This window comes from Umezawaea tangerina (assembly GCF_003002815.1).
In the GTDB taxonomy this organism is placed as follows: Bacteria; Actinomycetota; Actinomycetes; order Mycobacteriales; family Pseudonocardiaceae; genus Umezawaea; species Umezawaea tangerina.
Window position 1 is genome coordinate 224,829 of record NZ_PVTF01000008.1, and the last position, 19,312, is coordinate 244,140.

Annotated in this window: 15 protein-coding genes; 9 read left to right on the top strand and 6 right to left on the bottom strand. The window is 72.8% G+C overall.

Annotation, left to right across the window (positions count from 1 at the left end; translation table 11 throughout):
- Positions 1-13: 13 nt before the first annotated feature.
- The 5 genes from CLV43_RS26520 to CLV43_RS26540 all read right to left on the bottom strand — a co-directional run bounded on the left by CLV43_RS26520 (position 14) and on the right by CLV43_RS26540 (position 4,567).
- Positions 14-1,333 carry a DUF6297 family protein gene (locus CLV43_RS26520; protein WP_106190102.1) on the bottom strand — a complete coding sequence of 440 codons (1,320 nt, stop codon included), beginning with the start codon at positions 1,331-1,333 and terminating at the stop codon, positions 14-16.
- Positions 1,330-1,962 carry an ABC transporter ATP-binding protein gene (locus CLV43_RS26525; protein ID WP_211304565.1) on the bottom strand — a complete coding sequence of 211 codons (633 nt, stop codon included), beginning with the start codon at positions 1,960-1,962 and terminating at the stop codon, positions 1,330-1,332. Before CLV43_RS26525 ends, CLV43_RS26520 begins: the two co-directional genes overlap by 4 nt.
- Before the next feature lie 237 nt (positions 1,963-2,199).
- A complete protein-coding gene (locus CLV43_RS26530) occupies positions 2,200-2,907 on the bottom strand; it encodes a dihydrofolate reductase family protein (RefSeq protein WP_106190103.1) in 708 nt (235 codons plus the stop codon).
- 74 nt (positions 2,908-2,981) lie between these two features.
- The gene (locus CLV43_RS26535; protein WP_106190105.1) at positions 2,982-4,199 is read right to left on the bottom strand and encodes an RNA polymerase sigma factor; all 1,218 of its coding nucleotides are present in this window, start codon (positions 4,197-4,199) and stop codon (positions 2,982-2,984) included.
- Positions 4,196-4,567 (bottom strand): YciI family protein, encoded by a 372-nt coding sequence (locus CLV43_RS26540; RefSeq protein ID WP_170156020.1) that lies wholly within the window; start codon positions 4,565-4,567, stop codon positions 4,196-4,198. The genes CLV43_RS26535 and CLV43_RS26540 overlap by 4 nt, the downstream gene beginning before the upstream one ends.
- 86 nt (positions 4,568-4,653) lie before the next feature.
- On the opposite strand from CLV43_RS26540, the gene gad reads away from it, so the two are divergent.
- Entirely contained in the window at positions 4,654-6,057 is a 1,404-nt protein-coding gene (gene gad, locus CLV43_RS26545) for a glutamate decarboxylase (RefSeq protein WP_106190107.1), read from the top strand.
- Between the two features lie 90 nt (positions 6,058-6,147).
- Positions 6,148-7,209: a magnesium and cobalt transport protein CorA gene (locus CLV43_RS26550; protein ID WP_106190108.1), complete on the top strand. Its 1,062-nt coding sequence runs from the start codon at positions 6,148-6,150 to the stop codon at positions 7,207-7,209.
- Here the strand turns inward: CLV43_RS26550 and CLV43_RS26555 are convergent.
- Positions 7,187-7,777, bottom strand: coding sequence for a TetR/AcrR family transcriptional regulator (locus CLV43_RS26555; RefSeq protein WP_106190110.1), 591 nt, complete (start codon positions 7,775-7,777; stop codon positions 7,187-7,189). The genes CLV43_RS26550 and CLV43_RS26555 overlap by 23 nt on opposite strands.
- Positions 7,778-7,943: 166 nt before the next feature.
- Here CLV43_RS26555 and CLV43_RS26560 point away from each other — a divergent pair, with 166 nt between their 5' ends.
- The 7 genes from CLV43_RS26560 to CLV43_RS49450 all read left to right on the top strand — a co-directional run bounded on the left by CLV43_RS26560 (position 7,944) and on the right by CLV43_RS49450 (position 19,276).
- The gene (locus CLV43_RS26560) at positions 7,944-9,596 is read left to right on the top strand and encodes an ABC transporter transmembrane domain-containing protein (protein WP_106190111.1); all 1,653 of its coding nucleotides are present in this window, start codon (positions 7,944-7,946) and stop codon (positions 9,594-9,596) included.
- Positions 9,593-11,395, top strand: coding sequence for an ABC transporter ATP-binding protein (locus CLV43_RS26565; protein ID WP_106190113.1), 1,803 nt, complete (start codon positions 9,593-9,595; stop codon positions 11,393-11,395). Before CLV43_RS26560 ends, CLV43_RS26565 begins: the two co-directional genes overlap by 4 nt.
- 99 nt (positions 11,396-11,494) lie before the next feature.
- Entirely contained in the window at positions 11,495-14,596 is a 3,102-nt protein-coding gene (locus CLV43_RS26570; RefSeq protein WP_106190115.1) for a glycoside hydrolase family 2 TIM barrel-domain containing protein, read from the top strand.
- A gap of 71 nt (positions 14,597-14,667) precedes the next feature.
- The gene (locus CLV43_RS26575) at positions 14,668-15,105 is read left to right on the top strand and encodes a MerR family transcriptional regulator (protein WP_106190116.1); all 438 of its coding nucleotides are present in this window, start codon (positions 14,668-14,670) and stop codon (positions 15,103-15,105) included.
- Positions 15,106-15,148: 43 nt separating this feature from the next.
- Complete coding sequence (locus tag CLV43_RS26580) at positions 15,149-16,090, top strand: SDR family NAD(P)-dependent oxidoreductase (protein ID WP_106190118.1); 942 nt, start codon at positions 15,149-15,151, stop codon at positions 16,088-16,090.
- 219 nt (positions 16,091-16,309) lie between these two features.
- Entirely contained in the window at positions 16,310-18,988 is a 2,679-nt protein-coding gene (locus CLV43_RS26585) for a lectin (protein WP_106190119.1), read from the top strand.
- Positions 18,989-19,162: 174 nt separating this feature from the next.
- Positions 19,163-19,276 carry an integrase core domain-containing protein gene (locus CLV43_RS49450; RefSeq protein WP_425445779.1) on the top strand — a complete coding sequence of 38 codons (114 nt, stop codon included), beginning with the start codon at positions 19,163-19,165 and terminating at the stop codon, positions 19,274-19,276.
- Positions 19,277-19,312: the final 36 nt, after the last annotated feature.

Here is a 19,312-nt window from a genome sequence, read left to right on the forward strand (position 1 = left end):
CCCCTTCCGCGCGTCAGGTGGACAGCTGGACGACGGCCGCGAGCAGCACGAGGCCGGGGCCGCGCAGCATCCGGGTGATGATCCCGATCGGCAGCGCGCCCATGGGCGTGTCCAGCAGGGGACTGGAGTACTCCATCGGCGGCTTGGTCGCGCCCCGGTACACCGCGGCGACCGACCCGAGCACCGACAGCACCGCGTGCGCGGGTGTGAGGACCGGCGCGGTCGCCACCGTCCACAGCAGGGCCGCCGTGGTCGGCAGCGCGAGGTGCGGCAGCGTGGACGCGGTGTCGGAGCCGCCGAGGGCCCGGCGCAGCGCGGGGGACCGGCCGACGACCCGCAGGCCGCGGGCGAACCGGTCGGCGACCAGGTAGGCGCACACCACGTGGACCGCCGCGGTCACGGTCGGCGCGGCGACCCGGTCGACCAGGTAGGGGACCGGGAGCAGGGCGCAGAAGACCAGCAGCCCCAGCGGCCGGCGGCGGTGCCGGGTCAGGTCGGCGCGCAGCAGCGACCGGAGGCGGCCGCCGCGGAAGCGGACCGATCGCACCGCGCCCGTCGCACGGGCCTGCCGGGTGACCACCGTGGCGGTCAGCAGCGTCGGGTCGAGCCAGGTGGTCGCGGTGGCCGTGGCGGAGGCGATCTCCGCGCCGGCGGCCAGCGAGCCGCGGGTCAGCGCGGTCAGGGTCCGGTGCGCGTGCCAGGAGGCCACCGCGGCACCGACCGCCGCCGTGACCGCGACGGGGGTGGTGGCGGCCAGGCGCGGCCACGGCAGGTCGGGGACCACGGCCAGCACGGCCAGCAGCAGCACCTGCGTGGTGATCACCGCCGTGGTGACGTGCCTCGCTACCGCGGCGCCGCGTCGGTCGGCCTGCGCGTCCACGAGGGCGGCGCACACCAGCACGCCGAGCGGAGCGCCCACCAGCCCCACCGGCGGGGCCACCGCGATCCCGAGCGCCGCGCCCACCACCGCGCCGACGCCCAGCAGGGCGAAGAACCGGGGCGCCAGCAGCGACCGCCGGTCGACCGGTGAGCTGAGCAGCCACGACTGCGCCGCCCCGGACACCAGCACCGGCCCGAACACCACGGCCATCCGGCACAGCAGCGCCGCGACCAGCAGCGCCGTCGCCACCGTCACCCAGTGGAACACGTCCGGCGACCGCGCGGGCGCCGCCGTCACCACCGCCCCGAGCCCGGTCCGCGCCGCCGACACCACCAGCCCACCCACGATGACCACGTACAACGCCTGGCCGTACAGGTCCGACAGCCGCGCCCGCCACGACCTCGGGTCCGCCCGGTACCAGCGCAGCAACCGCCGCAGCTCGGCCCCGTTCACGCGCCCACGTCGACCCGGTCGTCCGCCACGGCCTCCAGCAGCGCCGCGTCGTGCGTCGCCAGCAGCACCGCCACCCCGGCCGCCTTCTCCGCCAGCAGCCGCTCCGCCAACCACTCCCGCCCCGCCACGTCCAACCGCTGCTCCGGCTCGTCCAGCACCAGCAGTCGTCGCGGCCGCACGAAGCACGACGCCAACGCCAGCCGCCTGCGCTGCCCGCTCGACAACGTCGCGGGCAGTTGATCTGCCACCGCCTCCAGCCCCAGGTCGTCCAGCACCTCCGCCACGACCTCGTCCGGCTCGTCGGTCCCGTGCGCGTGGGCGTAGAGCCCCAGGTGCTCCGCCACCGACAGGTCGGGGAAGAAGTCGAAGTCGTCCAACACCGCCGCCACCGCCGCCCGCACCACCGCCGACGACTCCCTCAACACCACCCCGTCGAACAGCACCGCCCCCGAGTCCGCCTCCGCCGACCCCACCACGCAGTGCAACAACGTCGACTTCCCCGCCCCGTTCGGCCCCACCACCGCCGTGGCCCGACCGGGACGCACCTTGAACGACACCTCCCGCAACACGGTGAGCCCACCGAACGCCTTGGTCAGGCGCCGGACGTCCAGCAGAGCTTGCGTTGCCACGATGATCGTTCCCGAGGTCGGTGGTCGATGACCGGCAACGCTAGCCGAGACCCCGCGACCGCCCGGCGACCCGGTCGGCCCACTCCCAGGGGGCCGGGCGAGTACCGCTCGGACATCCGTCCGAAGTGGATGCCCAGTCCGCTGTGCGGCAGGCACCGCAACGCCTTCTCATCACGAAGTCCGGGGTCCTGCCCGAGTACCCGGAGGAGACGACCCCTCCGGGTACTCGCGCAGGCCTCAGGCGGTGAACACCTCGACGGGACCGCCGCCGCTGCCGCGGTCGTCGAGGAGCAGTGGTGCGCGGCCGTTGACGGAGTAGCGGACGTGCGTGACGCGAGGTGTGTGGACGACCCTGGTGGGGGTGAGCTCGATCGCCTGCTTGTCCGGCAGGCGCAGGTCGTCGTCGAGAAGGCGCAGGCCGCGGCCGAGCACGACCGGGGCGATGTGCAGCTCCAGCTCGTCGAGCAGGCCGGCCTCCAGCACCTGGCGGACGAGGCTGCCGCCGCCGGCGATGGCGACGTTCTTCCCACCGGCGACCGCGCGGGCCTGGTCGACGGCGCTCTGCACGCCGTCGGTGACGAAGGTGAAGCTCGTGCCTCCCTGCCGTTCCAGCACCGCCCGAGGCCGGTGCGTCACGACGAAGACCGGGGCGCGGAACGGCGGTTCGTCGCCCCACGGGACCTCGCCGCCCTCGGCCATCCGCCTGCCCATGACGTAGGCGCCCGCCGAGGCGAAGGACTCCGCGATGATCTCGGAGTCGACGTCGGACTCGCCGCCCGCGAAGCCCTGCCGCTCGCGCCAGGCCGCCGCGTCGGTCGCCCAGCGGGTGACGCGGAAGAACGCCGCGGCCTCCGCCGACTCCATCCAGGAGCCGTCACCCTCGTGCCGGGGTCCCGCGTAGTAGCCGTCCAGCGACACGGACATCTGCGCCGTCACCTTGGTCATCGTGCTGCTCCTCGCTCCGCGGCGACGCCCGGTGGGCGCCGCTCACAGGGGGATCGGAGCCGCGGCGGCGGTTTCTACATCGGCGACGACGAACTCAGCCGGGCGGCGCGGGACAGCAGGAACCGCTGCTCGGGGACGCTGCCCGCCAACCGTGCCGCCTCCTGGAAGCGCTCCGCGGCGCTCGCGTGGTCACCTGCCTGTTCGAGCAGGTGGGCGTGCACGGCCAGGAGGCGGTGGTGGTCGGCCAGGACACCGGTGCGCAGCTCGTCGAGCGCGGCCAGACCCGCCTGCGGACCGTGGACCTCGCCGACCGCGACGGCCCGGTTGAGCGCGGCGACGGGGCTGGGGGCCAGCCGGTCGAGGAGGTCGTAGAGGGCGAGGATCTGCGGCCAGTCCGTCGTCTCCACGGAGGCTGCCTCGTCGTGCACGGCGGCGATGGCCGCCTGGACCTGGTACGGGCCGATGGACAAGGTGGCCAGGCTGTGCGTGAGCAGGCCGCTGGCCTCGGCGATCGCGGCGCTGTCCCAGCGCGACCGGTCCTGCTCGGCCAGCGGCACCAGGACGCCGTCGGGCCCGGTGCGGGCGGCGGCGCGGGCCTCGGTGAGCAGCATCAGGGCGAGCAGACCGGTGGTCTCACCGGAGTCCGGCAGGCGGCGGTGCAGGTCGCGGGTCAGCCGCAGGGCCTGCGCGGTGAGGTCGACCCGGTGCAACGCGGACCCGCCGCTGGCGCTGTAGCCCTCGTTGAACACGAGGTACAGCACGTGCAGGACCACCTCCAGCCGTGGCCCGAGATCCCGCGGCAGCCCGAACCGCGCGCCCGCCTCGCGCAGCCGCGACTTGGCGCGCGAGATCCGCTGCCCCATGGTCTTCTCCGGCACCAGGAAGGCCGCGGCGATCTCCGGGGTGGTGAGCCCGCCGACCGCGCGCAGCGTGAGCGCCATCTGCGACGGCGCGGTCAGGGCGGGGTGGCAGCACAGGAAGAGCAGTTCCAGCAGGTCGTCACGGTCGACCGGTTCGGCGTCGGCCTCCCGCCGCGAGGCGTCGAAGTCCGCCAGCTCACGCCGTTCGCGCGCGGTGTCGGCCCGGACCTGGTCGACGTAGCGCCGCGCGGCCACCGTGGTGAGCCAGCCCCGCGGGTGCTCCGGGACCCCGTCGCGCGACCACGCGTCCACCGCGGCGATCAGCGCCTCCTGGACGGCGTCCTCGCACCGCGCGAAGTCGCCGTGGCGGCGCACGAGCGCGCCGAGCACCTTCGGCGCGAGCACCCGCAGGAGGTCCTCGACCCCGGTCACAGGTCGCCGGCACCGCCCTCCATCAGCGGCCACAGCTCCAGGCCGCCGCCGATCCCGTGGTGGTGCACGACACCGGGGTAGGAGGTCGCGATCTCCAGCGCCCGCTCCTCGCCGTCGACGTCCAGGATGTACATCGACCCGACGTACTCCTTCGCCTCCAGGTACGGCCCGTCCGTCACGACCGGCGCGTCCGGTCCCATCCGCACCGACCGCGCCCTCGGCACCAGGCCCTTGGCGAGCACGAGCTCACCCGACTCGCTCAGCTCCTGGTTGAAGGTGTCGACCCGGCCGATCAGTTCGGCCATGTCCGCGGGCGGGAGGCTGTTCCAGACGGTCTCGTTGCCGTAGATCAGCATCACGTACTTCATGGCGGCCATCCTGCCGGCGCGGTCACCGCCGGGCGCGCCGGCGCCGGGTCCGGCATCCTGGCCGGACCACGACGAGAGGACCCGCAATGCCGCTGGTGAGCCCATCGGATCCCGGCCGTGACGACGTGTCGGTCAACCCGGTGTTCACGCGGGAGCCGGTGCGGATCCCGCGCAACCGCCTGCCCGACGGCGAGCTGGACCCGGACACCGCCTACCAGGTCGTGCACGACGAGCTGATGCTCGACGGCAACGCCCGGCTGAACCTGGCCACGTTCGTCACGACCTGGATGGAGCCCCAGGCGCAGCGGCTCATGGGCGAGTCCTTCGACAAGAACATGATCGACAAGGACGAGTACCCGCGCACCGCCGAGCTGGAGCAGCGGTGCGTGCGGATGCTCGCCGACCTGTGGCACGCCCCGGACCCCGACCACACCACCGGCTGCTCCACCACCGGGTCCAGCGAGGCCTGCATGCTCGCCGGACTCGCCCTCAAGCGGCGGTGGCAGCACCGGCGGCGCGCGTCGGGGCGGTCGACCGACCGGCCGAACATCGTGATGGGCGTGGACGTCCAGGTGTGCTGGGAGAAGTTCGCGAACTACTGGGAGGTCGAGGCCCGGCTGGTCCCGATGGAGGGCGAGCGCTTTCACCTCACCGCGGCCGAGGTGGCGGCCTACTGCGACGAGAACACCATCGGTGTCGTGGTGATCCTGGGGTCAACCTTCGACGGCAGCTACGAGCCCGTCGCCGACATCTGCGCGGTCCTCGACGCCCTCCAGCACGAGCACGGGTGGGACATCCCGGTCCACGTCGACGGCGCGTCCGGCGCGATGATCGCCCCGTTCTGCGACCCGGACCTGGTGTGGGACTTCAGGTTGCCGCGCGTCGCGTCGATCAACACCTCCGGCCACAAGTACGGGCTGGTCTACCCCGGCGTGGGCTGGGTGGTGTGGCGCGACGTGGACGCGCTGCCCGCCGACCTGGTGTTCAAGGTCAACTACCTGGGCGGTGAGATGCCGACGTTCGCGCTGAACTTCTCCCGGCCGGGCGCGCAGGTGATCGCGCAGTACTACAACTTCCTGCGGCTGGGGTTCGACGGGTACCGGCGGGTGCAGCTGTACTGCCGGGAGGTCGCGTCCTCGTTGGCCGACCGGATCGAAGGGCTCGGGGCGTTCCGGCTGCTGACGCGGGGGCGGGAGCTGCCGGTGTTCGCGTTCACGCTCGCTGACGGGGAGAGCGGCTACTCGGTGTTCGACGTGTCGGCGGCGCTGCGGGAACGCGGGTGGCTCGTGCCCGCGTACTCGTTCCCGGAGCACCGCGAGGACCTGGCGGTGCTGCGGGTCGTGGTGCGCAACGGTTTCAGCCACGACCTCGCCGACCTGCTCGTCGACGCGCTGGCCCAGGCCCTGCCCCGGCTGCGCGCCCAGAACGCGCCGCAACGGGGCTCGGAGTCGGCCTCCTTCTCCCACGGCGCCGACCCCGCGCACGACTGACGACAACACGCCACCCGCCGAAGCTCCGGCCCCCCAGCCGTTCCGCGCCTGTACCCCTGCTTGACATCATGGCGCGCACAGGAGGCCCGGATGGTGAGCGAGGCGTCCGTCGGCGGTGCCGGCGGACATGAGGACGACGTGGTGGCGAAGGTGGCCTCCGCGGTGGTGGGGTGCGCGGTCTACGTCGGCGGTGAGCGGTTGGCGGGGGAGTGGTCGCACGGTGACGCGCTGGCGGAGGTGAGGGAGCGGCGCGCGGGGTTCGTGTGGCTCGGGTTGTTCGAGCCGTCGGTGGAGTGCATGCGCGAGGTGGCGGCGACGTTCGGGCTGCACGCGCGGGCGGTGCAGGCGGCGGTGGGGGCCTACCAGCGGCCGAAGCTGGAGTACCACGACGGCACGGTGTTCATGGTGTTGAAGACCGTGCGGCACGTGGAGCACGAGTCGCCGACGACGGCGAACGAGATCGTGGAGACCGGCGAGGTGATGGCGTTCGTCGGCGCCGACTTCGTGGTGACGGTGCGGCACGGCGTGCACTCGAGCCTGCGGGGGCTGCGGGCGGAGCTGGAGGGGGTACCGGAGCGGTTGGCGGTCGGGCCCAGTGCGGTGCTGCACGCGATCGCGGCGCACGTGGTGGACAGCTACCTGTCGGTCACGAGCGCGTTCGAAGGGGACATCGACACGATCGAGGCGCTGGTGTTCGCGCCGGACGCGCCGGTCGAGGCCGAGCAGATGTACCTGATGAAGCGGGAGATCGTCGAGCTGAACCGGTCGGTGACGCCGCTGGCGACGTTGCTGAAGGCGTTGTGCGGCACGGAGAGCGCGCTGGTCCCGGACGACGTGCGGTCGGCGTTGCGCGACCTCGACGACCGGCTGGCGGTGGTGGCGGCGCAGGTGACGGCGTTCGACGAGCTGCTGACGAGCCTGCTGTACGCGACGTTGGCGAAGGTGCAGCTGCAGCAGAACAACGACATGCGCAAGATCTCGGCGTGGGCGGCGATCATCGCGGTGCCGACGCTGCTGGTCGGCGTGTACGGGATGAACTTCGAGCACATGCCGGAGCTTGGCTGGGAGTTCGGCTACTACGGGGTGCTCGGCGTGATCGCGGTCGGGTGCCTGGTGCTGCACCGGTCGTTCAAGCGGAACCGGTGGCTGTAGACCAGCGGGCGACGAGGTCGGTCACGTGGGCGCGCAGCTCGGTGTCCGGTAGCGCGGTCTGCGCGGTGAGCACCTGGTAGACGACCGGCCCGACCAGGTGCGCGGTGCACAGGGCCGGGTCCGGCATCGCGGGCGCGGTCCGGCGGACGCGGTCCAGCACGGCCCGCGCGCTGGTGCCCAACGGGTCGGCCGTGCGGACGAGGTCGCGCACGGCCGGGTCGTGCTGGGCCTCGCCGACGAGCGCGCGGTAGGCCAGGCCCGCCGGGTCGTCGAGCAGGAAGCGGCCCAACGCCCGCAGGTAGGTCGACAGGTCCTCGACCGGGTCCGGCTCGGCGGGGGTGGTGAGCTCCTCCAGGAGGTCGTCGATGGTGGCCTCGAGCAGGATCTCGGCCTTCGTCGTCCACCACCGGTAGAGCGTCTGGCGGCCGACGCCCGCGCGTTCGGCGATGCCCTTCATGGTCATCGCGGCGTAGCCGACGTCGACGAGCAGGTCGTCCGCCGCGTGCAGGATCGACTGTCGTGCCTGCTCACTGCGGGGACGGCCGATCCGCGCGTTGTCGCTGCCCATCCGGGGAACTGTACCGAGACACCCGATCGGCGCTGTGCTAGCGTACAAACGAGGCATTAAGCCTCGTAAGTCGACCCGTCGGGATGACCGTTCCCCGCCCCGACCTCCGTCCCCCGGACCGACGCACGCGGCCCCACCACGCCGTGGTGCGGTGAGGTGTGTCCCCATGCGCCCTGAGCGCGCCCTGATCGTCGACGTCCTGCGTCGGCGAGCCCGCCCGGCGGTCGCCGGCTGCGCGGCCTCCACCGTCCACCAGACCTGCGAGGCGCTGGTGCCGCTGGCCATCGGCCTGGCCGTCGACCACGCGATCGACGGGGCACCACCGGTCGCCGTCCTGATCGCGGTCGCCGGTGTCCTGCTGCTGTTCACCGTGCTCGCGACGGGCGGCGGGGTCGCGGCCTGGGTGCTCGGCTCGACCTGCCTGGCCGAGGCCCACGACCTGCGGGTGCGGGCGGTCGGCCGGGTGCTGGCCGACCCGCTCGTGGGCCGCGACCGGCGGCCGGGGGAGCTGATGAGCATCCTGACCTCCGACACCAAGGCCACCGCCGACGTCATGCGGGTCCTGTCCAACCTGACCTCGGGCTGCGCGGGCCTGGTCGTCGCGGTCGTCGTCCTGCTGCGGGTGGACCTCTGGCTGGGCCTCGGCATCGTGGTGGTGCTCCCGCTGCTGGTGCTCGGCATCGACCGGCTCGGCCCGTGGCTCGAACGCAAGGTGCGCGCCCGCCAGCAGGCCGGCGGTCTGGCCGCCGCACTCGCCGCCGAGCTCATCCACGCCCTCCGGCCGCTGCGCAGCTTCGGCGGCGTGCCCGAGGCGGTCCGCCGCTACCGCCTGACCAGCGGCCGGTCGCTGCACACCGCGCTCGACACGGCCTCGGCGACGGCCGTCGTCGCGGTCACCGGCCTGCTGGCGACCGGCCTGGTGCTGGTCGGCACCGCCGCCGCGGCCGGGACCATGGCGCTGTCCGGACGCATCACCGTCGGCGAGTTCGTGACCGTGGTCGTCATGGCGTCGTTCGTCGCCGACCCGGTGCGGCGCATCGCGACCAGCGTCGAGCAGGTCGCCGTCTCGCGCGCCAGCGCCGCCAGGGTCGCCGCGCTGCTCGCGCCGCCCACCGCGTCCGCCGACGGTGGCGCACCCGGCCACCCCGGCCCGCTGCGCGTCCACGACGTGGCGGTCGGACCGGTCACCGGCCTGGACTTCACGCTCGCGGCGGGCGAGGTCCTCGGCATCGCGACCACCGACCCCGCCACCGCGGACGCCGTGACGGCGCTGCTCGCCGGGCGCACGGCCCCGACGGCGGGGCGGGTCTCGTTCGGCGACGTCGACCTGGGTGCGTTCGACCGGAAAGCCCTGCGGCGCCACGTCCTGGTCGAGCCGCACACCGCCCACCTGCTCGGCGGCACCCTCGACGCCGTCCTGGACACCGGCCGCGGCACCGACCGCGCGACCGTGGACCGGGCGTTGGCCGCGGCGGGCGCCGACGACCTCGACCAGCACGTCCTGGAAGGCGGCGCGAACCTCTCCGGCGGCCAGCGGCAGCGCGTCGCGCTGGCCAGGGCGCTGGCGGCCGAACCGCCCGTGCTCGTGCTGCGCGACCCGCTCACGGCGGTCGACGCCGTCACCGAGGACGCGGTCGCCGAAGGCCTGGACGCGGTGCGCCGCAGCGGGTCCGCGGGCACCATCGTCATCACCACCTCACCACCGCTGCTGTCTCGGTGCGACCGGGTCGTGTTCCTCGACGGCGGCGCGCCACCCGTCGTCGCGACCCACGCCAGCCTCACCACCGACCGCGCCTACGCCGAGGCGGTGCTCCGATGACCACGACCACGACCGCGACCACGACCGGGCGGCGGACCCCGACCACCGCCGACGCCCCCGTCCTGCCCATCGCGACCGGCGCGCAGACCCTCGCGGGCCTCGGCCGGGCCCTGCGCGCCCACCCGGCCGACTGCGTACTGGCGTTCGTGCTGACCGCGTTCGCGAGCGCCGGCGCCGTCGCCGTGCCGCTGCTGCTGGGCAGGCTCGTCGACACCGTCCGCGCGGGTCGACCCGACCTCGTGCCGCTGCTCCTGCTCACCGCCGCGGGCGTGGTGTCCGGCGCCGTGTTCACGGCACTGGCCCAGCGCGCGACCGACCGGCTCGGCGCCCGGATCGCCGCCGACCTGCGCGACCGCGTCCTGGTCCGCGCGCTCGGCATCGAGTCGCGGGTGCTGGAGCGCGTCGGCAGCGGCGACATCTCGTCGCGGGTCACCGAGGACGTGGAGAACTTCGTCGAGGCGGTCCCGTTGGCGGCCACGGTGTTCAGCGCCGTCATCACGATCCTGATCTCCACGGCGGGTTTCGCGACCCTGGACTGGCGGCTGGCGCTCGCGTTCACGGTCGTGTTCCCGGTCTACTGGCTCAGCCTGCGCGCCTACCTGCCCAAGGCGGGCCCGCTCTACGCCGCCGAACGCCGGGCCGCCGCCGCCCGCGGCCAGGTCGTCCTGGAGTCGTTGCACGGCCTGCCGACCGTGCACGCCTACGACATGGCCGACCTGCAGACCCGGCGGGTCGCCGACGCCTCCGGGCGCACCCTGACCGCGGGTCTGCGCGCGGCGCGGCTGTTCATCTGGTTCACCAAGTCCATGAACGCCGCCGAGGCCCTGGGGCTCTCGGTGATCCTGCTGGTCGGCTACCTGCTGGTCCACGGGGGTGCCGTCACGGTGGGCGACGTGACCGCCGCGGCCCTGCTGTTCCACCGCCTGTTCGACCCGCTCGGCACCGTGCTGCTGTCCTTCGACGACGTCCAGCGGGCCGGTGCCGCCCTGGCCCGGATCGTCGGCGTCACCCTCATCCCCACCCCGCCGCCACGCCCGAGCCGTCCCCACGACGGTCCCGTCGCGGTCACCGCGCACGGGCTCCGCCACTCCTACGACGACCACCACGAGGTCCTGCACGGCATCGACCTGCACGTCCCCGCTGGCACCTCGCTCGCCGTCGTCGGCACCAGCGGCGCGGGCAAGACCACGTTGGCGGGCATCCTCGCCGGGGCGTTCCCGGCCTCCCTCGGCCGCACCACGCTGACCGACGTGCGGGGCAGCACCTCCGTGGACGACCTCGACCAGGCGCAGGTCCGCGACTGGGTCGGCATGGTGTCCCAGGAGACCCACGTGTTCGCGGGCACGCTCCGCGACGACGTCACCTTCGCCGCCCCGACCAGCACCGACGAGCAGGTCGAGGCCGCGCTCCGCACGGTCGGCGCCGCCACCTGGGTCGCCGCGCTGCCCGACGGCCTGGACACCGTGGTCGGCGCGGGCGAGCACCCGCTGACCGCCGCCCAGGTCCAGCAGCTCGCCCTCGCCCGCCTCCTGCTGCGCGACCCGCCGGTCGTCGTCCTGGACGAGGCCACCGCCGAGGCGGGCAGCTCCGGCGCCCGCGACCTGGAGGAGGCGGCCGCCGCGCTGGTGGCGGGCCGCACCGCGATCGTGGTCGCGCACCGGCTGACCCAGGCGCGCGCCTGCGACCGGATCGCTGTGATGGCGGACGGGCGGATCGAGGAGCTGGGCACGCACGACGAGCTGCTCGCGCTGGGCGGGCGGTACGCGGAGCTGTGGAGGGCGTGGTCGCGCAGGTACTAGCAGGTGTCCGGGTGGCCGGTTCCGGACGTTGACACCGACCGGCCGACCCGGAAACGTGGGCACGTCAGGTCTGCGGGGAAACCGACACGTGGTGGTGTGATGTCGTTCGGCTCTCGGGGGAAGCGGCTGGCGGCGGCGGCCGCTTGCGCCCTGCTCGTGCTCGGCCTGGCCACCGCACCGGCCGCGGCGGCCCCCGGTGACCCCGTGGCGGTCGGCTCGACCGACCGCGCCGTGGACTTCGACGGCGGCTGGAAGTTCGCCCTGGTCAACACCACCGGCGCGGACGCGCCCCAGCCCGCCAACGCCTCGGCGTGGCGCCCGGTCACCCTGCCCCACGACTGGAGCATCGGCCTCGACCCGACCCCCGGTCCCGGCACGACCGCGGGCACCGGGTTCCTCCCCGGCGGTCTCGGCTGGTACCGCAAGGACTTCCGCCTCCCGGCGTCGACCGCGGGCAAGAGGGTGTCCGTCGAGTTCGACGGCGTCTACATGGACTCCGAGGTCTACCTCAACGGTCGGCTCATCGGCTCCCACGCCTACGGCTACACCGGCTTCGCCCTCGACCTCACCCGGCTGGCCCACACCGACGGCACCACCGACACCCTCGCGGTCAAGGTCCGCAACCAGGTCCCCAGCAGCCGCTGGTACTCCGGCAGCGGCATCTACCGCCACGTCCGCCTGGTGGTGACCGACCAGGCCCACGTCACGCGGCACGGCGTCACCGCGACCACGCCGGACCTCGCGAACACCGCCAAGTCCGGCTACGCCACCGTCCACGTGGACGCCGAGGCCGTGCACGAGGGCGGCGCGGCCGACGCCGACGTCGTCTCCACCGTCAAGGACGCCGACGGCCGCATCGTGGCGACCGGGTCCGCCCGGACCACCCTGGGCGCCGAGCCCCGCACGGCGGGCGTCGACATCCGGGTCGACCAGCCGCACCTGTGGTCGACCACCGACCCGTACCTGTACTCCGTGGAGACCAGGGTCGTGGTCGCGGGCAGGACCGTCGACACCACCACGACGAGGGTCGGCCTGCGCTGGGCGGTGTTCGACCCGAACGAGGGCTTCTCGCTCAACGGCAAGCCGATGAAGCTCCAGGGCGTCGACATGCACCACGACCTCGGCGCACTGGGCGCGGCGGTCAACCTCGACGCCGTCCGCAGGCAGCTGACCGTCATGAAGGGCATGGGCGTCAACGCCCTGCGCACCTCACACAACCCGCCCGCCCCCGAGGTGGTCCAGGTGTGCGAGGAGCTGGGCATCGTCATGATGGTCGAGGCGTTCGACACCTGGCGCACCCCCAAGGTGCCCTACGACTACGGCCGGTTCTTCGACGCCAACAGCGACGCCGACGTGCGGGAGATGGTTCAAGCGGCCAAGAACTCGCCCGCGGTCGTGCTGTGGTCGATCGGCAACGAGATCCCCGACTCGACGTCGGCCGCCATCGGCGTGCCGATCGCGAAGCGGCTGATCGCGGACGTCCGCGCGGTCGACACCACCCGGCCGATCGTGATGGGGTCGGACAAGTACCGCAGCGTGCCCGCGCCGGGCTCCGCGCAGGACCAGATCCTCGCGCTGCTCGACGGCATGGGCCTGAACTACAACACCGCGGGCTCGGTCGACGAGCTGCACGCCCGGTACCCGGACAAGTTCCTGTTCGAGAGCGAGTCGGCCTCGTCCACGTCCACCCGCGGCGAGTACCAGGAGCCCGACCAGCTCAACACCGGCGAGAACTACACGCCGGGCAAGCGGTCCGCGTCCTCCTACGACAACAACCTGGCGTCGTGGACGATGAGCGGCGAGTACGGCCTGAAGAAGGACCGCGACCGCAAGTACTTCGCGGGCCAGTTCCTCTGGTCGGGCTTCGACTACCTCGGCGAGCCGACGCCGTTCGACAACGCGTTCCCGGTGAAGTCGTCGTTCTTCGGCGCGGTCGACACCGCGGGCTTCCCCAAGGACCTCTACCACCTGTTCCGCAGCCAGTGGAGCAGCGAGCCGGTCGTGCACCTGCTGCCGGTGGACTGGACCGACCACCGGCCCGGCGAGCAGGTGTCGGTGTGGGCCTACAGCAACGCCGAGGACGTGGAGCTGTTCCTCGACGGCCGGTCGCTCGGCACGAGGTCGTTCGACCGCAAGACCACCACCTACGGCACCGGCTACCTGGAGACCACCGAGGCCACCGGCGACGACAAGAACGTCACCTCCGGTCCGTACCCCGGCAGCTACACCAGCCCCAACGGCAGCGCGGGCAAGCTGCACCTGACCTGGGACGTCCCCTTCGCCCCCGGCAGGCTCGTCGCGGTGGCCAGGAAGAACGGCGTCGAGGTCGCCAGGGACGAGATCCGCACCGCGGGCGCCCCCGCCGCCGTCCGGCTCACCCCGGACCGCAAGGCGGTCGCCGCCGACGGCGAGTCGCTGGTGTTCGTGACCGCGGACGTCGTCGACCGGCGCGGGGTCGTCGTGCCGGGCGCGGCCGACCAGCTCACCTTCCAGGTGCACGGCGGCACGCTCGTCGGCCTGGACAACGGAGCGCAGGAGAGCGCGGAGAACTACCAGTCGACATCGCGGAAGGCGTTCAACGGCAAGGCCTTGGCGATCGTCCGAACAGGACTGAACGCGGGACCGGTCACGGTCACGGCGACCTCGCCGCGACTGCGGTCGGCGTCCACCACCGTCATCGCCACCCGCTCCCGGCACCAGGGGACCGCGCTGCCGCCCCCGGCCGGTCCGCTCCGCGAGGTCCTCACCGCGCTGCCGACCAGCCCGACCGCGGACGCGAGCTACTCCGGCTCGCCCGACACCGTCCCGGCCGCGATGACCGACGGCGACACCACCGGCGGCGGCTGGTCGAACGCCTACGTCAAGCAGGCCACCGCGCTGCTGCCCGCGATCAGCTGCGCCCGCCCCGCCGAATGGGTCTCCCTGACGCTGCCGCGCCAGCAGCGCCTGAGCGGTGTCCAGGCGTACTTCACCACCGACGCCACGCACGCGCTGCCCGCCTCGATCGACGTGACCTACTGGAACGGACGGGCCTACGAACCGGTGCGCGGCCTGAAGATCGCGTGGGCCGCGGGCTCGAACCAGCCGACCCGGATCACGTTCGACCCCGTCCCGACCGACCGGGTCAGGCTGGACCTCACCAGCAGCGCTCCCCGCACGTCCACCGGGTTCCTCCAGATCGCCGAGCTCACCGCGGGCTGAACCGACCCGTTCCGGTAGCGGTCCGCCCGAGCGCTTGACCTCAAGCGCTTGAAGGCTGGTTCGCTGGTCCCATGGCGACCTTGACCATCCAGGACGTGTCCCGGCACAGCGGGCTGAGCGAGCCGACGCTGCGCTACTACGAGGCGGTCGGCCTGATCGGCCCGATCCAGCGGGACGAGCGCTCCGGGCACCGCCGCTACGGCCCCGACGACGTCGACTCGATCGAGGTGCTGACCTGCCTGCGCGCGGTCGGCGTCGGCATCGAGGAGATGCGCTCCTACCTGGCCAACCGGACGCGCGGGCGGTCGGCCGCGGCCGAGCAGCGCGACCTGCTGCTCAGGCACGCGGAGCGGATCGAGGCCGAGATCGAGGCCCAGCGGGCCCGGCTCGGCTACCTGCGGGTCAAGGCGGCGATGTGGGACGCCCGCGACCGCGGGGACGTCGAGGCGGAGGCCGAGGCCAACCGCCTGCTGCCGGAGGTCGCCACCCGGATGATCGCGGCGGGGTGAACCGGCCCGCCGTCGACGTCCCCAGCCCAGTGGAGGAACGACGATGACATCGACAGACCCCGGAACCGTGCTGGTCACCGGCCCGACCGGAGGGCTCGGCAAGGTCGCGGCGCTGGCCATGGCGCGGCGCCCGCAGGCCGAACGCCCCGACCTGCTCCTGGTCGGCAGGCCCGGCCCCCGCATGGACGCCGTCGCCGCCGAGGCCCGCGCGGCCGGGGCGAACGCCCACGTCGTCGGCTGCGAGCTGTCCAGCCTGGCCGACGTCCGCGGGGCCGCGGCCGAGGTGCGCGACCTGCTCGCCTCGGCCGCGGTGCGACCGCTGCGCGGCCTGCTCGCCAACGCCGGGACCATGTCCGGCGACGTGAGCAGGGCCTCCGCCGACGGCTACGAGCTGACGTTCGCCGTGAACCACCTCGCGCACGCCCAGCTCATCGGCGACCTGCTCGGCTCGTTCGCGGCGCCCGCGCGGATCGTGCTGCTCGGCTCGGACACCTACCGCGCGGGGCGCGTCAAGCGGCTGCTGGGCGTGCGGCCCGCGAAGTGGCGCGACCCCGTGGACCTCGCCAGGCCCGCCACCGAGCCCGGTGGACTCGCGGGCTCCGCCGTCGCCTACGCCACGTCCAAGCTGGCGGTCCTGTACTACGCCCACGAGCTCCAGCGCCGCGTCGGCGACGCGATCGGCGTCTCGGTGTACGAACCGGGCTGGATGCCCGGCACCGACCTCGGCCGGGACGCCCCCAAGGCGTTCCAGGCGATGGCCCGCGGTCTGCAGCGCGTCCCCGGCATGGCGACGGCCGCCAAGTCCGGGCGGATCCTCGCGTCGATCGTCCTGGACGACCGGTGGTCACACCTGCGCGACGGCGCCTACGTGGTGGTGGACGAGGTCGACGAGCAGCCCGCCTTCGCCCACGACCGCGACCGCGAGCTGCGGCTGTGGGACGCGACCGCCGAGCTGCTCTCGAAGGCCGCGACGACGACCGCCTGAGCGCTGTCCGGAAACTTGCCATTCCGACGCGCCGTGGAATAACCGGTCCGTTCCCGTTCAGGGGAATACGGCGGGAATGGGGCCTTTGGTCTGCGCCGACCGGGCGATCGGCCGTGTCCTGAACGCGACAGGACCTTTTGGCGCCCTTGACGGACCTTTCCTCCGAGGACTTCTCTGGTCGTCCCGGTGATGACAACGATGTCATGGAAAGGTCCCGAGATGGCGTTGCCGAGAGTGCTCTCGGTGGCCGCGGTCTGCGCGGTCACCACTATCGGTCTGGTCGTTCCGACGTCCGCCGCTTCGGCGGCACCCGCCCTGGTCTCCGACCCCGCGGCGGTGGTCAACCCGTTCATCGGCACCAGCAACGCGGCCGACGACTTCCCCGGCGCCGACGTGCCGTTCGGCATGGTCCAGTGGAGCCCGGACACGCCGAGCCGCCCCGACGGCGGCGGGTACGAGTACAACGACTCCTCGATCACCGGGTTCAGCCTCACGCACATCGCGGGACCCGGCTGCGACGCGATGGGCGACGTGCCGTTCCTGCCGACCGTCGGCGCCGTCGACGGCGGGGCGACCGAGGCCTTCTCGCACACCAACGAGAAGGCGGACGCGGGCTACTACCGGGTGAAGGCGAACTCGGGCATCACCACCGAGCTGACCGCCACCACCCGGTCCGGGATGGGCCGGTTCACCTTCCCCGCCACCAAGCAGGCCAACCTGCTGATCAAGCTCGCGGGCAGCCAGACCCCCGTCAGCGGCACCGGCGTCACGGTCGTCAGCAGCACCGAGGTCGTCGGATCCGTTACCACCGGTCACTTCTGCGGCGCCAGCCCGACGTACACGGTGTACTTCGCGGCGAAGTTCGACCGCCCGTTCACCACCAGCGGCACCTTCAGCACCGCGGCCGCGGCCGCCGTCCCGCAGGCCCGCCCCGGTTCGCCGCGGACCACCCAGGAGGCGGCACCGCAGCTGGCCGGACCCAACGGCGAGTACCTGACCTTCGACACCACCGCGAACCAGGTCGTGCAGGCCAGGGTCGGCATCTCCTACGTGTCCACCGGCAACGCGCAGGCCAACCGCGAGGCCGAGAACGCCGACCGGACGTTCGACGCCGTGCACCAGAGCGCGCACGACGCGTGGAACACGATGCTGAACCGGATCCGGATCGCGGGCGGAACCTCCTCGCAGCAAACGGTCTTCTACACCGCGCTGTACCACGCCCTGCAGCACCCCAACGTGTACTCCGACACCAACGGCCAGTACCCCGGCTTCGACAACACCACCCACACCGCCGCCGCCGGGCACGCGCAGTACGCCAACTTCTCCGGCTGGGACATCTACCGCAGCCAGGCGCAGCTGTCCGCGCTGCTGGCACCGGCGCAGGCCAGCGACATGGCGCAGTCCATGGTCAACGACTACGCGCACAGCGGCAGACTGCCGAAGTGGTCGCTCAACAACGGCGAGACCTACGTGATGGTCGGCGATCCGGGCACCGCGATCCTCGCCGACTACTACGCGTTCGGCGCCCGCGCCTTCGACACCAGGGCCGCACTGGCCGCGATGGTGAAGGAGGCCAACACCCAGAACAACGTCCGGCCCGGTCAGAACTACCTGACCAGCCCCGGATACCTGCCCACCAACGGCCAGTGGAACTGCTGCAACTTCTACGGCCCGGTGTCCACCCAGCTCGAGTACAACACCGCCGACTTCGCGCTCTCGGCGTTCGCCGGCTCCCTCGGCGACACGGCCGACCAGGTCAAGTTCGCCAACCGCGCGCAGACGTGGAAGGCGCTGTTCAACCCCGCCACCGGTTTCATGCAGCCCAGGGAGGCCGACGGCTCCTGGACCTCCGGCTTCAACCCCGCCAGCGGCAGCAACTTCGTCGAAGGAACCTCCTGGCAGTACACGGGAATGGTGCCGTTCAACGTCGGCGGGCTCGCGCAGGCGTTCGGCGGCAACGCCAAGATGATCGCCTACCTGGACAAGGTCCTCGCCGGTTTCCACGGCAGCGGCGGCAGCCAGGCCGACCTCGGCAACGAGCCCAGCATCGAGCTGCCCTGGGAGTACGACTACGTCGGCCAGCCGTACAAGGCGCAGCGGATCATCCGCCAGGTCCAGGACGGCATCTGGACCGACAAGCCCAACGGCCTCGCGGGCAACGACGACCTCGGCACCATGAGCGCCTGGTACGTCTGGTCCGCGCTCGGCATGTTCCCGGAAACCCCCGGCACCGCCGACTTCGCCCTCGGCAGCCCGCTGTTCACCCAGGCCCTCGTCACCCTGCCCACCGGCAACACCCTCACCATCAACGCCCCGGCCGCCGCCGACAACGCGCCGTACGTGCAGAGCATGACCCTCAACGGCACCAGTTGGAACAACGCCTACCTACCGCCATCGATCATCACCACCGGCGGCACCGTCGACTACACCCTCGGCACCACCGCCAACACCTCCTGGGCCAGCACCCCCTCCTCAGCCCCACCCTCCTACCCCGGCACAGGCGCCCCCGTCGCCCCCACCGGCCCGATCGCCTCGGCACTCACCGGCAAGTGCGCCGACGTCGACCACAGCGCCGTCGCCAACGCCGCCCACATCCAACTCTGGGACTGCAACCAATCCAACGCCCAACGCTGGGTCGCCCCCGGCGACGGCTCGTTGCAGGCGATGGGCAAGTGCATGGACGTGTCGAACTCCGGCACGACCAACGGCACCAAGGTCCAACTCTGGGACTGCAACAACTCCGCCGCCCAACAATGGCAACAAACCTCCGGCACCCTCCTCAACCCCCAATCCGGCCGCTGCCTCGACGTCCCCAACAGCACCACCACCAACGGCACCCAACTGCAGATCTACGACTGCAACCAAACCACCGCCCAAAAATGGACCGCCCCGGCCTGACCAGGCAACCAAGCCGGCCGATCGACCCGGCCGACAAGACCGCCCAACCACACCAGTGACAGCGGACAGCTGCCCACCCGAGTCGGAAACGAGCGTGGCCGTCCGCAGTGCGGCCGGCTTTGCCTGGTACGACAACGGGCACAGGTTCGACGATGCGGGACTGGGCCGGCGTTCATCCCACCGGGTCAACCGTGGCGCGACGGCTACATCGAGTCGTTCCAGGGCCGGGGCCGCGATGAATGCCTCGACCTCACCCGGTTCTGGTCGTTGCCCAGGCCGGGGTCGTGACCACCGACTGGAAGACCGAGTCGACCTCGGTCCGAA